A 12945-nucleotide genomic window follows, 5' to 3' on the forward strand; every position below is an offset into this window, starting at 1 on the left:
CGCCATGACCGAAGCAGAGATCAAGCGGCTCGCATTCGCGATGCCGCTCACGAGTCCCGCGTTCCCGCCGGGACCCTATCGTTTTATCAATCGCGAGTTTTTGATCGTTACCTACCGGACCGATCCTGCCGCGCTGGCTGCCGTCATCCCCGCTCCGCTGGAGATGACCGACCCGGTCGTGAAGTTCGAATTTATCCGGATGCCGGATTCGACCGGCTTCGGCGACTATACGGAAAGCGGCCAGGTGATCCCGGTGCGCTTTCGCGGCGAAACCGGCGGCTACGTGCACGCGATGTTTCTCGACGATGGATCGCCGATCGCGGCGGGCCGCGAAATCTGGGGCTTTCCCAAGAAGCTGGCATCGCCGCAGCTACGCATCGAGAAGGATACGATCGGCGGCGTGTTGCGCTACGGGCCGGTCCCGATAGCCGTGGCGACGATGGGTTACAAGCACAGGGCGCTTGACCACGACAAGATCCTGGCGTCGCTGTCGGCACCCAACTTCCTGCTCAAGATCATTCCGCACGTGGATGGCACCGCCCGTATTTGCGAACTGGTGCGCTACTTCTGCAAAGACATCACCGTGAAGGGGGCCTGGGAAGGGCCGGCCGGGCTCGAGCTGTTTCATCACGCGCTCGCGCCGGTTGCATCGCTGCCGGTGCTCGAAGTGATCTCGGGTGTGCATATCATGACCGACCTGACGCTCGGGCTGGGCACCGTGGTCCACGATTATCTCGCCGCGTGATGGCGTTCGCGCGCATTGGACCATGGTCCTATATCGGCCCCCCTGCGGGTTGCATAGGCTATGGAGGGAATGGCTCTTCCCTGGCGTGCGGTCGTGGCGGACCCGTGCTGAGGGAATCCGGGGTCAGGCAGCGTGTCCGGAAGCGATAGTGCCGGCACATTCGCTGCCTCGTCACCATCATCGACACGACGAAGTGAGGAAGATCATGACCAGGCGTCTGCTGTGGTTTGCGGTGGTGCCGGCGCTGCTGTTTGCGGGTGTCGCCAGGGCTCAGTACCCGATCATGAACGAGGTCGCCGAGAAGCTCGTTCAAAAGTACCAGCGCGCGTCCTGCGAGCAGCTATGGCAGGAGAAAGCCCAGAAACAGGGACAGCCGAAGCCCGCGAAGGAGCAGGAAGCCGTGCAGTTGCTGCGCGACGATCCGCAGATGCGCAACGCGTTCATCAACAGGGTGGCGGCGCCGATCGTCAACAAGATGTTCGAGTGCGGCATGATTCCGTGATCGCCGTCGGGTGCTACACCAGACTGAATGATCTACCGAGACCGCGATGATCAACGAGAAATTGCTGTTGCGCGCAACCTTTGTGGTGCTGGGCCTGCTGCTGTCCGCGAACGGCATGGCACAGCAGTCCCAGCCGGCGCAGAACAAGCCGAAGGCCGCCGCCAAGCCGGTGCCCAAGGCTGCCGCGCCGACGTTCCAGGCCGGCATCGAACCACGCGCGGTAGACATCCTCAAAGGGGCGAGCGCCCGCCTGGCCGCTGCCAGGACGATGGCGTTCACGGCGGTCGTCTCCTATGAAAGTCCGAGCCGCCTCGGTCCGCCGCTCGTCTATTCCACCAAATCGCAGGTGATCATGCAGCGGCCGGACAAGCTCAAGATCGTCACGCTCGGCGACGGGCCCCCCTCGGAGTTCTACTACGACGGCAAGGGCATGATGGCACTTTCGCCAGCCGAGAACCTCGTCGCCGTCGCGGACGCGCCACCGACCATCGACGCCGCGCTGCAGAAGGCCTACGATACCGCTGCGATCTATTTCCCGTTTACCGATGTGATCGTCACGGATCCCTACAAGGACATCGCCGACGGACTGAAGACCGCGTTCTATGTCGGTCAGTCAGGCGTGGTCGGGAATACGACAACGGACATGGTGGCGTATGTCACGGGGGATGTGTTCGTGCAAGCCTGGATCGGCACGCAGGACAAGCTGCCGCGCCGCATCTATGCCGTTTACCTCAATGACCGTACCCGCTTGCGCCATGTCCTGGAACTCTCCAACTGGGAGCTGGATGCCGCCGTTCCCGCAAGCGCCTTCGTTTCAGCCAGCGCGGCCGGCGCGGCGCGCATTGCGTTCGAGCCGCCGGATGCAAAGGGTGGGCCGGGCATGAAGGCTCCTCCGAAGTCCAGGCCGGCCAAGGGGCAATGAGGAGACGCATCATGAAGAAAGCCGTGATCCATCTGTTGGGGTTGCTGATCCCGGCGCTCGCGGCCGGTCCCGTGGGGGCGTGGTCGCACGCCAACTATCGCGGAGGCAGCACATCGCACGCGCCAGGTTCGGATTCCACGACCCGGAGCAACGCCTGGGGTGGCAGCGAAACGCACACCTACGGGGAGGGCACGACCGCAACCGGCCGCTACGGCGGCACCGCCACGCACGCGGAAGGTTCGGGGCAGACGACCGCCACCAACCGCTATGGCGGCACCGCGACCCACACCTACGGCCAGGGCACTACCGCCACCGGTGCGTATGGCGGCACGGCGACGCACGCCACGGGATCCGGCTATACGACCTATACGAACTCCTCGGGCGCCACGGCGTACCACAGCCCCTACTACGGTGCGACGTACCCTGCATACCATCCGCCGGTCGTCGTGAACAACTACGGGTCCGGGTGCTACAACTGCGGCGGCTGGTCCACCGCAGGGGCCGCCGCGGCGGGCGCGGTGGTCGGCGTGGCGGCAGGGGCGGCCGTGGCATCGGCCAATACGGCCGCGGCGACATCCAATGCCTATAACGCCGGTGTGGTCGCCGGCGCGACGGCCGCCGCAGCCCCGGCCAGTACGGCGTTTGCGATGGGGGCGATCTACCCGACGCTGCCAGCGGGCTGCATCACGCCCACCGTTCGGGGTGGCACTTACTATTTGTGCGGCAACACGTGGTTCAAGCCCTCCTACGGTGCTAACGGCGTCTACTACCGCGTGGTGCCGACGCCTGCCTGAGCATCGGCTGGATATCCACTGCGTATCCGTTGAGTATCGGAATACCCGCATCGCATCGTCAGCGCATCAACCGCGCTAGCACGATGACATAGACCGCCGACGCCGCCAGCTGGGCCACGGTGATCGGCAGTCCATAGCGCATATATCTGGCGAACGTGACCGGCTTGCCCTCGCGCGCGCAAATGCCGGCGGCCACGATGTTGGCCGATGCGCCGATGAGGGTGGCGTTGCCGCCGAGCGTTGCGCCGAACATCATCCCGACGAACACCGGAATCGCGGCCGCTGGCCACTGGGTGAACTGCTCCGCAAGCGCTGCGTCGGGCACCACTTCCGCCGCGACCAGGTAGCCCTTGACCATCAGGATCGACGCCGCCGCCACGGGAACGTTGGCCAGCAGGCTTGAAAGCACCCCGATTGTTGCAATCATCACTAGTGCAACGAGCGTGAGCTGGGTGCCGAACGAATCCTGGAGCTTCAGCGCCATGACCTGGATCAGTCCCGTCTTGGTCACCGCTTGCACCAGGCAGAAGATGCACCCAAGGAACAACAGGGTTTTCCAGTCGACGTCCCGCAGCACGCTGTCGGTCGGCTCGAAGCGGGCTTCATATCCGACCAGCAGGGCGAGGGCGCTGGCGATCAGCGCGACCGTGGGCGGCACGAGCCGCGTGGGCAGGTACTCGCCGAAAACGAACAGCGCCACCATTGTCAACAGGACGGCGAGCGAGAGCGCCGCGTAGATGGGCCGCTCGAGCTTGCGCGACTGCGCGCGCGGCGGCAACGGACGCCGCAGGCGCCACAGGTCCGGCATCAGGAGCGGCAATAGCGGGACGATGACGAGCAAGGCGATGACGCCGCCCAGGCTCACACGGTGGAGGTACTCGCCAAACGTCATGCCGATCGAACTGCCCACGAGAAATGTCGCCGGGTCTCCCACCAGCGTCAGCAGGCCGGCGGAATTGCTCACGATGGCGGTCAGCACCATCGGTCCGACAAAGTCCACTTCCAGGGCGATGGCAACCCGGATGATGACGGGTGCGATCAGGATGACCGTGGTCGCGTTCGGCAGGAAGGCGCACAGGGGCGCGACCAGCGCGATCAGTAGCAGCAGGAACCGTCTGCCGCTTCCGCCCGTGGCGCTCAGGTACAGGTCGCCGATGCGGTCGAAGAGACCGGTGGTGGAAAGGATGCGCGCCACCACCATGCCACCGAACAGCAGACTGATGGGGCCGCCGGAGGTGCGGGTGGCGCTCAGCAGATCCTGCTCGTTCAGGATCCCCAGGGAGATCAGGATGCACACGCCGACCAGGGCAGCCACCGCCATGTCCAGCAGGTTGAAGGCGATGGTGAGAATCACGGCCCCGAATACGCCAAGGACGATGTAGATCTGCAGTTCGCTCATGCGGCGGCCTCCGCTGCCAGTTGCATCGATAAGGCCTATCGCACCGGTGGCGCGTACATCAGGCCGCCCTGCGTCCAGAGCCGGTTAAGTCCGCGCTCGAGACTGAGCGGGCTTTGCGCGCCGAGATTGCGATCGAACATTTCTCCGTAGTTGCCCACGCTCTGCACCGCGCGCGCGGACCAGCCGGGCTCGACGCCGAGCGCCTGGCTGGCGTCCGCGCCGGCTTCGAATGCGCGGGCCACCGCCGGATCCCGCATGCGTTCGCCCGCGCTGGCTTGCGTGATCCCGGCTTCTTCCGCGGCAATGAGCGAGAAGAGTACCCAACGGACGAGCGTCAGCCAGCGCTGGTCGTCGTTGCGCACGACCGGACCGTGCGGTTCCTTCGATATCCGCTCGGGCAGGATGACATAGGCTTGCGAGCCGTCCCGGATGCGCAGGCGCGCGGCCGCAAGGTGGGAGGCGTCCGCGGTGTAGGCGCTGCAGCGCCCCGAGAAAAAGGCGTCGGCCACTTCCGTTGCGGAGTCCACGACGAATGGTTTCACGGTCAGGCGATTCGCTGCGAAGTAGGTCGCCAGATGGTCTTCGCTGGACGTACCCTTTTCGACGCAGACGGTGGCGTGATCAAGTCCCGCAATTGACCTGGGCCCGTTTTGCCTGGGCACCATGAACGCCTGGCCGTCGTAATAAAGTATGCCGGCGAACTGCACGCGCAGCGTGCTCTCGCGAGCCAGGGTCCACGTGGTGTTGCGGCTGAGCAGGTCCACCACGCCTGTGCGCAGTGCCGGGAACCTGCCTGAAGCCTTCAGCGGAACGAATGTCACCTTGTCGGCATGGCCCAGGGCCGCAGCCGCTACGGCGCGGCAGAAATCGACGTCGATGCCTGACCAGCGGCCCGAGGCGTCCTTCGCCGAGAACCCCGCAATGCCCTCGCTGACGCCGCAGCGCAGCGTGCCGCGCGCCCTGGCCTGCGCAAGCGTATCGCCGTCCGCGGCATGCGCCGGCAACGCGGCGGCCATGAGCCACGGAAGCGTACCAGGCAAGAGCATTCTGACGACGCGCCAAAGGAGGGTCATGCGGGCCCCTGAGCCAGTCTCGACATGGAATTGCGCTCCAGACTGATTCACTTTGTCCGCGATTCCCTGGTGCGTCAATTGGCCTTTTGGCCTATATGCGGGCGATCGACGGACGCTGGCGCGATGAGAAATCGTGTGCCACGGCGTTCATGGCGCATCCAGCGTCCCGGGGCTTTTCGGGTAAGTGACGATGCCCCAGCTCAGCGCGACGCCGGCGATTTCCCGCAGCGGCTGGTAACTGCGCGCGTCCACCACATAGACCGCGTTCGAGCGGCCGCAGGCAATCAGCAGCCGCGCGTCGTCGGGGGTGAAGCTGAAGTGCCAGCAGCGCTTGCCCGTAGCGATGTTGGCGATATTTTCATAGCTGCCCGCATCGAAGACCTGGATGGTGTCGGCACGCGAGGCCGCGACGAACAGGCGTTCGCCGGCGCGGTCGAATGCGACCCCGTAGGGCCCGGCGCGCGTCGGCACCGTGCGCAGGATGCGGTAGTCGGCCGCGTCGAGCACCAGGAATGCGTTCGCCGATTCGAGCGTGACGATATAGCGCCGCCCATCCGGGCTCACCTTGATGCCGCGCGGCCGCGATCCCGGCGGGGTCTTGAGCAGATTGAGGCGGCGGCCGCTGGCGCGCTCGTAGACCGAGACGGTGTCGTCGCCCTCGTTGGTGACCAGCAGCAGGCGAGCGTCCGGCGAAAACTCGATGCCTTCGGTTTCCAGCCCGCTGGGGATGGCGCGCGTGACGCGCCAGTCCTTGAGATCGATCACCGCGATTTCCGCCGGGACCGGGGCGTCGTCGCCGGCCTTGGCTGGCTTGCCGGCTTCCGGCGCGGGTTCCGCTCCGGGTGGCCCGTTGCGCTCGCCGGGCTCGTAGGTGACGAAGGCCTGCCCGCCGGACACGCGCACGAATTCCGGGTTCTTGCCGATCGGTATGCGCCTGAGCAGCTGGCCGTCGCTCGTGTCGATGACGGAAAGGTCGCTGGTGCCCTTGTTGGCGGCCAGCAGGTAGCGGCCATCCGCGCTGATGCCGATGCCGCGCGGACCCTTGCCGCCGGTGTCCAGGGTGCGCGTGATTTCGAGCCGGCCGAGGTCAATCACCGCGATGCCGCCGGTCTCGCTGGATACATAGGCCGTGAGGGGCTGGGGGACGGGCGTCTGTGCGCGCCACGCGCACGCGGCGCAGGCGAGCGCGGCACACAGCGCCAGCGTGGTCCGGCCCGGCCTGCGATATCCCTTTTCCGTGGCCATGCGCGTCTCCCGATTGCGTTGCTTGCCGTGACGGCCGGCTTCATGCCATCCAGGGATGGCAACCATGCGTCGCTTTATTCTTGGCGAGGGTGTGGCCGCCGCCAAGGACTTTCGGTGCGCCCGTAGCCGCTAACGCCCATCCCATTCGTAGCGCACTCCCACCAGGAACTGCCGCGGCGCGCCCGGCGCGACGAAGCGCTCGGTCGGCACCGACGCGCCGGGCTGCAGCAGCGTGCCGCCGGGAAATACACTGAGGCCAGCTTGTCCATAGGTTTCATAGCGGCGGTCGAATACATTGTCGACCCGCGCATAGAGTTGCCAGCGCGGGTCGACCTGCCAGCTCGCGCGCAGGTTGAACAGGGCGAAGCCGGCGGTACTGGCGAGACGCGGATCCTGCGCGGTCAATGCACTGTCTTCGTTGCCGGCAACGGGCCGCGAGGACGAAACGATCATGGAACCGCCGAGCGTGACGGAGTCCGTTGCCCGCCAGTCCACGCCGAGCTTGAAACTGTGCAGCGGCACGCCGGCCATGCGGGTGCCGGGGCGCACATTGACGGGCGCCGCGAACGGCGTCTGGATCTGGCCGTCGGCCTGGTAGGTGGCTTGCAGGTAGCTGTAGCTGGCGCGCAGCGTCAGACGGCCAAGGCGCTGGCGCAGGCCGAGTTCCAGGCCCTGGCTGCGGGTCTTGGGAAAGTTCGTGAAGAAGCCGAGCGGGCTGACCGGCGAGCGCTCGAACAGGATGTCGTCGCGGTTGTCGCTGCGGTACAGCGCCAGCGTCAGGTCGGTGGCATCGGCGGCTTTCCAGCGGCCGCCGAATTCGTACGTGCGCGACACCACCTGCCGCAGGTAAGGGTCGGCCTGCAGGCCGGTGGGCAACTGGCAGGCATTGGCTGGGTCGGCGCAGCCAAGCTCGATGGCGGTGGGCATGCGCGTGCCCTGCGAGGCAGAGGCGAAAACGGTGAGGCCGCTCAGCAACTGATGCGAGAGGCCGAGCGCAGGGTTGAGCCGCGAGAACGTGAAGCTCTCGTCGGAGGCATTCGGCAAGGTCATCTCGGTGCGCGTGCGCGAAGTGTTCCAGCGTGCGCTCGCGGTGAGATAGCTGTGCGGCAACAGCTTGATGGTGTCCGATGCATACAGGCTGAAGGTGGTGGTACGGCCATCGAGCGAGGCCGCGGTGGCGGGCAAGGAAGCAGGGTCCGCCACCGCCACGCGATCTGCGTTGAATGTGGCCGGTTGTGTGTCCTGGCGGTATGCGGCGCGGCTCAGCGCGGCCGCGGCGCCCAGTACCGCGCTGTGGATGTCGCCGGTATGCGACCACTGCGCGGACAGGCCGTAGTCATGCGTGTTGACGGTCGAGGTATTGAACACGGCGTTGGCAGGCGCATTGCCGGGCTGGCACCCGTCGTCGCCGGCGTTGCCCTGGCAGTCGAGCAGGCGGTCCAGGTAGGCGCCGCTGACGTCGCCCGTGGTTGCCTGCGAGCGCCCCACGCGCAGATAGGCGGTCAGTGCCAGCTGGTCTTCGGCATTGAACTGGTGTGCGCCGTTCAGCGTCGCCTGGAACGAGCGTGTGCGCGTGATGTCCGGCGCGGTGTAGATGGCATTGCGCTGGACGCCATAGATGCTGTCCGGCAGCAAGCCGTTGCCGGACAGGCTGCTGGTGCTGCCAAGCAGGCCCACGCTCCATTGCGTGTCCGTGGTGGAGCGGCCTACCTTGGCGAAGAGATTGCCCAGCCAGCTGCCGGAAAGTTCGCGCCATCCGTCCTCCCGGAACCCCGTGCCCGCGACGAAGGCGTGCCAGCCGTCGCCCAGCATCTGCCCGGCGCTGACATCCAGCCGCGCGCGGCCGTGGCTGCCGACGCTCAGGTCGGCTTCCACCCCGGGGTGTGTCTCGCCGGACTTGGTGGTCAGCGCCAGCGCGCCGCCGAGCGCGTTGAGTCCGTACAGGGGATTGCTGCCCGGCACCAGCGTAATGGTGCTGATGGCGGCCTCGGGGATCGCGGTCCAGTCGACCACGTCGCCCAGCGCCGAATTCTGGCGTACGCCGTCGAGGTAGAGCGCCAGGCCCTGGCCCGCGCCAAGGGTGGAGGAGAGCCGATAGCCGCGGTAGAGGATGTCCTTCAGGTACGGGTTGCCTTGCACATCGTTGATCACGACGCTCTCCATGTTCTCGCCGAGGAACGAGGACAGGTTGCCGGATTTGGCGCGCTCCATGTCGGCATCCGTGGCGGTCTGCACATTGCCGGGAAACGCCTCGCGCGGGATGGAGAACGAGGGCAGCGGCGCGGGCGCGACCACGGTGACTTCCTTGAGGTTGTGCACCTCGTCGGCGGGCACGTCCCGCGGCGTTTCGGCGGCCAGAACCACCGGAGCGCCCGCGGCCAGCGCCATCAGTGCGCACCTCGCCGCCGTTCGCCGCGCTGCGTGCGCCAGGCCTGGGCTGCGCGGTCGGGGGAGGGCGGGGAGCATTACCTTCTCCGTGGGGACAAGGACGCAAGCGCATGGACTCAGGCGCACGGTCACCAAGGCATCGCGCACGCCGGCGCCTTCCAGGGTGATGCAAGTGATACTTACTGTAGTGCACGGCCCGGCGCATGCCAAATCGAACCGGCTGTCGCGCAGGCGGATTGTCACGGGCGCTGCATTTTTCGCCTAGAGTTTGAAGGTGCCCCCGAGAGCGCTTCGCCACGCACCGGGATTTCCGAAAGGCGTGGCGCTCCGTTTTGCTGTGTCGCAGCATCGTGATCCTCACCGGATCGAGGAGTTCGCCATGCCGTTTCCCGATCATCCCGCCTTCAGGCCTGGCCGTGCGGATCGCACCGGCTTCGCCGGGGCCGTCGCCGTGGCTTGCGCCGGTCAGGCCGGCACGGTTGACCGGCGCCGCCGCTTGCTAAGCGGCAGCCTCGGTTTTGTCCTGCTCGCGCTGGGCGTGTTGCCCGCGCGCTTGCGCGCGCAGGCGAGCCGGGATGGCGGCCCGATTCCCATCGGTGTGATTGGCTCCGGCCGTATCGGAGGAACGGTCGGCGGCTTGTGGGTGCGCGCGGGACATCCTGTGCTGTTCTCCTCGCGTCATCCGGAAGAGCTCAAGTCGCTCGTCAACAAGCTCGGCCCGCTCGCCCGCGCGGGCACGGTGGCCGACGCGCTGGCCTTTTCCAAGGTGATTTTCCTGGCCGTTCCATACAAGGCCTTGCCCGATATCGCTGCCGAGCATGGCAAGGCCTTTGCCGGCAAGATCGTGGTGGATGCGACCAATGCCATCCGGGCGCGCGATGGCGCCATCGCAGAAGAAGCGGCGCGCAAGGGCATCGGTATTACCACCGCAAAGTACCTGCGCGGCGCGCGCATCGTTCGTGCCTTCAACTTCATGGGCGCCACCAAATTCGCGAGCGAGCATCACCGCGCCGAGGGGCTGATTGCCGTGCCGATCGCGGCCGACGATCCCGCCGCGCTGCGCGTTGGCGAGCAACTGGTGCGGGATGCAGGCTTTGAACCGGTGGTGATCGGGCGGCTGGCGACGGCCGACAGCTTTGCGCCGGGCGGCCCGCTGTTCCACCAGATCGGTTCGGCCGATGCCATGCGGGCGCGCATGGCGGAGGTCAGCGGCAAGGCGGCCGCGCAGCCGAAGTAGCCCCTGCGTCTGGCCGGGGCGCGGCGCTTACGCGGGCACGGGCGCGTTGGCGCTCGTCTGCCGGCCCCTGAAGTCCGTCCAGCACAGCGCCTTGAAGTCGTACAGCTTGCAGCGGCGGGCGGTATGGAAGTACCAGCGCCAGGTGAAGTTCTGGATGATGATGCGGCCCGGCAGCGCGTGTTCGAGCAGCGTTTGCGCGCGCTTGAGGCGGTACAGCGGCACGCTCATGTCCACGTGATGGGCGGTGTGCTCCATGATGTGATGCAGCGCCGCGCCGATGCCGTAGCGGAAGCGCAGGTGAACGGTGGTGGAGACGAAAGGCTGGGCGCGTGCCCACATGGCCTTGGTCTCGTACCAGGCCACGCTGGTATGGGTGTGGTGCACGTAGAGCACGAAGCCCACGGTGAAATTCCATACCAGGAAGGGCACGACGAAGCCCAGGCCAACCAGCAGCGCGACCGACTGGCCGCTGGCCACCGCCAGCCAGGCCAGCGCGCCGATCCAGGCGGCGCCGAAGAGGGCCACCAGCGTGCAGTCCCACATGAAGACAGCACGGCGCGTAGGCATCTGGCGGCGGCTGGGGAAGAACATCTTGAACCACCAGATCTCGACCAGGTAGTACAGGCCCGCGCCGAAGCCGTTGCGGTAGACGCGCTCCAGCGCGCGGCGCCAGCGCGGCAGCGCCTGGAATTCCTCGAGCGAGTAGGGTGCCCAGACGAAGTCGAAGCCCTTGAGGTTGGAGTAGCCGTGGTGGACCACGTTATGGCCGACTTCCCACAGGCTGTAGGGCGTGAGCGACGGCAGGAAGGTCAGCCGCCCCAGCCATTTGTTGAGGCCGCGCCGGGGCGTCAGGCTCTGGTGGCAGGCATCGTGGCCGATGATGAACAGGCGGGCGATGATGATGCCGGTCAGCACGCCCGCCGCCAGCTTGGCGAGCCAGTGAGAGAACATCACCACCCCGGCCAGCGCGGCCACGAACAGCGCCGTATCCAGCGCGAACAGCGCCAGCGCGCGCGGGGTGCTGCGCTGGCCCAGCGGGATCAGCCAGCCGCGGATGATCTTGCGCGAGGGCAGGGGCGCTTCAGGGGAAATCGGCTCCGGAAAGGGGGCTTGCTGCGTGGCAATCATTCAAAAACCTTCAGTTGTCGAACGCGGGGTCGGGCACCTGGCTGTGCCCGGGACTGGCGATGCACGGCCACAGGGGCCGACGGTGTGACAGCTTAGAAGGATTGCGTGACAGGGGTGTTGATCCGGGTCAAGCCGGCGTGGCCAGGACCCGGTGCTGCCCGGTGAAAAGTGATGATTAACGCGCTGCGGAGGCCGGCACGCTTGCCGGCTCGCCCATGACATAGACCTCATCGATCACACGGTCGTCGCCCAGCATGGCGAAGGCGAACAGTTGCTCTTCCAGCGTCTCCGAGCGCTCGCTGCGGCGGGCGATCAGCGGCGTGGCCTGCGGATCGAGCACGATGAAGTCGGCCTCGCAGCCCGGCGTGAAGCTGCCCACGCGCTCGCTCCAGCCCAGCGCGTCGGCGGCGGCGCGGGTGGCCAGGTAGAACATGCGCAGCGCGGTGAGGTGATAGCCGCCCATGCGTGCCACCTTGTGCGCGGCATTCATGGTGCGCAGCATCGAGAACGAGGTGCCGCCGCCCACGTCGGTGGCCAGCGTCACGTTGAGGCGATGGGCGTCGGACTGGTGGAAGTCATAGAAGCCGCTGCCCAGGAACAGGTTGGAGGTGGGGCAGTGCGCCACCGCGGCGCCACTGTCGGCCAAACGCTTGCGGTCGTCCTGGTCGAGGTAGATGGCGTGGCCGTAGAGCGCACCCGGACGCAGCAGGCCGTAGTGATCGTAGATATCGAGATAGCTGCGCGCTTGCGGGAACAGCTCGGCCACCCACTTCACTTCGTCGCGGTTTTCCGCCACATGGGTCTGGATATAGGCGTCGGGATAGGCCTTGGCCAGTTCGCCGCAGGCAGCCAGCTGCGCCTCGCTGGAGGTCGGCGCGAAGCGCGGCGTGATCGCGTACGACAGGCGATTCTTGCCGTGCCAGCGCGAGATCAGGTCGGCCGAATCGCGCGCGCCGGACTCGGCGGTGTCGCGCAGGAATTCGGGGCAGTTGCGGTCCATCAACACCTTGCCGGTCACCAGGCGCAGGTTGCGCCGGTCCGCTTCGGCGAACAGCGCGTCGGCCGAGGCCGTGTGCACGGTGCTCCAGGCCACGGCGCTGGTGGTGCCGTTGCGCAGCAGCTCGTCGGCAAAGAAGCCCGCCACCGCCGCCGCGTATTCCGGCTCGGCGAAGCGGCGCTCCTCGGGGAAGGTGTAGGTCTCCAGCCAGTGCAGCAGGCCGGGCGAGGGCGAGGCGATGATGTCGGTCTGCGGGTAATGCACGTGGGTGTCGATAAAACCGGGCACGATCAGCTTGCCGCGGCGGTCGATCACCTCGGCGCCGGCCGGGATCTGCGCGGCCAGCTCGGTGTAGTCGCCGACCGCGGCGACATGCCCGGCGGTGACGACCAGCACCCCGTCTTCCCAATACTGATACGCGTCGTCATGAAACTGCGGATCGCGCAGGAAGTGCAGCACGCGGCCACGGATGGCGCGGGTGATGGACGGGGTGGGGGGCGTGGTCGTCATAGCGA

11 protein-coding genes are annotated in these 12945 nt (G+C 66.8%); 5 read left to right on the plus strand and 6 right to left on the minus strand.

Features of this window, described 5'->3' with window-relative positions:
• The first annotated feature begins 4 nt into the window (after positions 1–4).
• The 4 genes from ACZY0R_RS21010 to ACZY0R_RS21025 all read left to right on the plus strand — a co-directional run bounded on the left by ACZY0R_RS21010 (position 5) and on the right by ACZY0R_RS21025 (position 2963).
• Positions 5–745 carry an acetoacetate decarboxylase gene (locus tag ACZY0R_RS21010; protein WP_488860930.1) on the plus strand — a complete coding sequence of 247 codons (741 nt, stop codon included), beginning with the start codon at positions 5–7 and terminating at the stop codon, positions 743–745.
• Between the two features lie 205 nt (positions 746–950).
• Positions 951–1247, plus strand: coding sequence for a hypothetical protein (locus ACZY0R_RS21015; RefSeq protein ID WP_045238578.1), 297 nt, complete (start codon positions 951–953; stop codon positions 1245–1247).
• A 46-nt stretch (positions 1248–1293) separates the two neighbouring features.
• Positions 1294–2169 (plus strand): DUF2092 domain-containing protein, encoded by an 876-nt coding sequence (locus ACZY0R_RS21020; protein WP_488860932.1) that lies wholly within the window; start codon positions 1294–1296, stop codon positions 2167–2169.
• Positions 2166–2963, plus strand: a complete 798-nt coding sequence (locus ACZY0R_RS21025) for a hypothetical protein (protein WP_488860934.1) — start codon at positions 2166–2168, stop codon at positions 2961–2963. The genes ACZY0R_RS21020 and ACZY0R_RS21025 overlap by 4 nt, the downstream gene beginning before the upstream one ends.
• 58 nt (positions 2964–3021) lie before the next feature.
• Here the strand turns inward: ACZY0R_RS21025 and ACZY0R_RS21030 are convergent, their stop codons facing one another.
• From ACZY0R_RS21030 to ACZY0R_RS21045, 4 genes are all read right to left on the minus strand, one after another.
• Entirely contained in the window at positions 3022–4362 is a 1341-nt protein-coding gene (locus tag ACZY0R_RS21030) for an ArsB/NhaD family transporter (RefSeq protein ID WP_488860936.1), read from the minus strand.
• Between the two features lie 35 nt (positions 4363–4397).
• Positions 4398–5408, minus strand: coding sequence for an amino acid ABC transporter substrate-binding protein (locus tag ACZY0R_RS21035; RefSeq protein ID WP_488866084.1), 1011 nt, complete (start codon positions 5406–5408; stop codon positions 4398–4400).
• 174 nt (positions 5409–5582) lie between these two features.
• Positions 5583–6680: a beta-propeller fold lactonase family protein gene (locus ACZY0R_RS21040; RefSeq protein WP_488860938.1), complete on the minus strand. Its 1098-nt coding sequence runs from the start codon at positions 6678–6680 to the stop codon at positions 5583–5585.
• Between the two features lie 129 nt (positions 6681–6809).
• Positions 6810–9068, minus strand: a complete 2259-nt coding sequence (locus ACZY0R_RS21045) for a TonB-dependent receptor (protein ID WP_488860940.1) — start codon at positions 9066–9068, stop codon at positions 6810–6812.
• 379 nt (positions 9069–9447) lie between these two features.
• Between ACZY0R_RS21045 and ACZY0R_RS21050 the strand changes: the two genes are divergently transcribed.
• On the plus strand, positions 9448–10305 hold the full coding sequence (locus ACZY0R_RS21050) for an NADPH-dependent F420 reductase (RefSeq protein WP_488860942.1): 858 nt from the start codon (positions 9448–9450) through the stop codon (positions 10303–10305).
• Between the two features lie 27 nt (positions 10306–10332).
• Here the strand turns inward: ACZY0R_RS21050 and ACZY0R_RS21055 are convergent, their stop codons facing one another.
• Both ACZY0R_RS21055 and guaD read right to left on the minus strand, forming a co-directional pair.
• A complete protein-coding gene (locus ACZY0R_RS21055; RefSeq protein WP_488860944.1) occupies positions 10333–11433 on the minus strand; it encodes a fatty acid desaturase in 1101 nt (366 codons plus the stop codon).
• Positions 11434–11608: 175 nt separating this feature from the next.
• A complete protein-coding gene (guaD, locus tag ACZY0R_RS21060; RefSeq protein ID WP_488860946.1) occupies positions 11609–12940 on the minus strand; it encodes a guanine deaminase in 1332 nt (443 codons plus the stop codon).
• Positions 12941–12945: the final 5 nt, after the last annotated feature.

It is taken from the genome of Cupriavidus sp. F041 (assembly GCF_057814235.1).

Excerpts from the sequence above, each read along its gene's own strand:
- ACZY0R_RS21040 (WP_488860938.1), bottom strand. The coding sequence starts at position 6,680 with ATGGCCACGGAAAAGGGATATCGCAGGCCGGGCCGGACCACGCTGGCG.
- ACZY0R_RS21020 (WP_488860932.1), top strand. The coding sequence starts at position 1,294 with ATGATCAACGAGAAATTGCTGTTGCGCGCAACCTTTGTGGTGCTGGGC.
- ACZY0R_RS21015 (WP_045238578.1), top strand. The coding sequence starts at position 951 with ATGACCAGGCGTCTGCTGTGGTTTGCGGTGGTGCCGGCGCTGCTGTTT.
- ACZY0R_RS21050 (WP_488860942.1), top strand. The coding sequence starts at position 9,448 with ATGCCGTTTCCCGATCATCCCGCCTTCAGGCCTGGCCGTGCGGATCGC.
- ACZY0R_RS21055 (WP_488860944.1), bottom strand. The coding sequence starts at position 11,433 with ATGATTGCCACGCAGCAAGCCCCCTTTCCGGAGCCGATTTCCCCTGAA.
- ACZY0R_RS21025 (WP_488860934.1), top strand. The coding sequence starts at position 2,166 with ATGAGGAGACGCATCATGAAGAAAGCCGTGATCCATCTGTTGGGGTTG.
- guaD (WP_488860946.1), bottom strand. The coding sequence starts at position 12,940 with ATGACGACCACGCCCCCCACCCCGTCCATCACCCGCGCCATCCGTGGC.
- ACZY0R_RS21035 (WP_488866084.1), bottom strand. The coding sequence starts at position 5,408 with ATGCTCTTGCCTGGTACGCTTCCGTGGCTCATGGCCGCCGCGTTGCCG.
- ACZY0R_RS21010 (WP_488860930.1), top strand. The coding sequence starts at position 5 with ATGACCGAAGCAGAGATCAAGCGGCTCGCATTCGCGATGCCGCTCACG.
- ACZY0R_RS21030 (WP_488860936.1), bottom strand. The coding sequence starts at position 4,362 with ATGAGCGAACTGCAGATCTACATCGTCCTTGGCGTATTCGGGGCCGTG.
- ACZY0R_RS21045 (WP_488860940.1), bottom strand. The coding sequence starts at position 9,068 with ATGGCGCTGGCCGCGGGCGCTCCGGTGGTTCTGGCCGCCGAAACGCCG.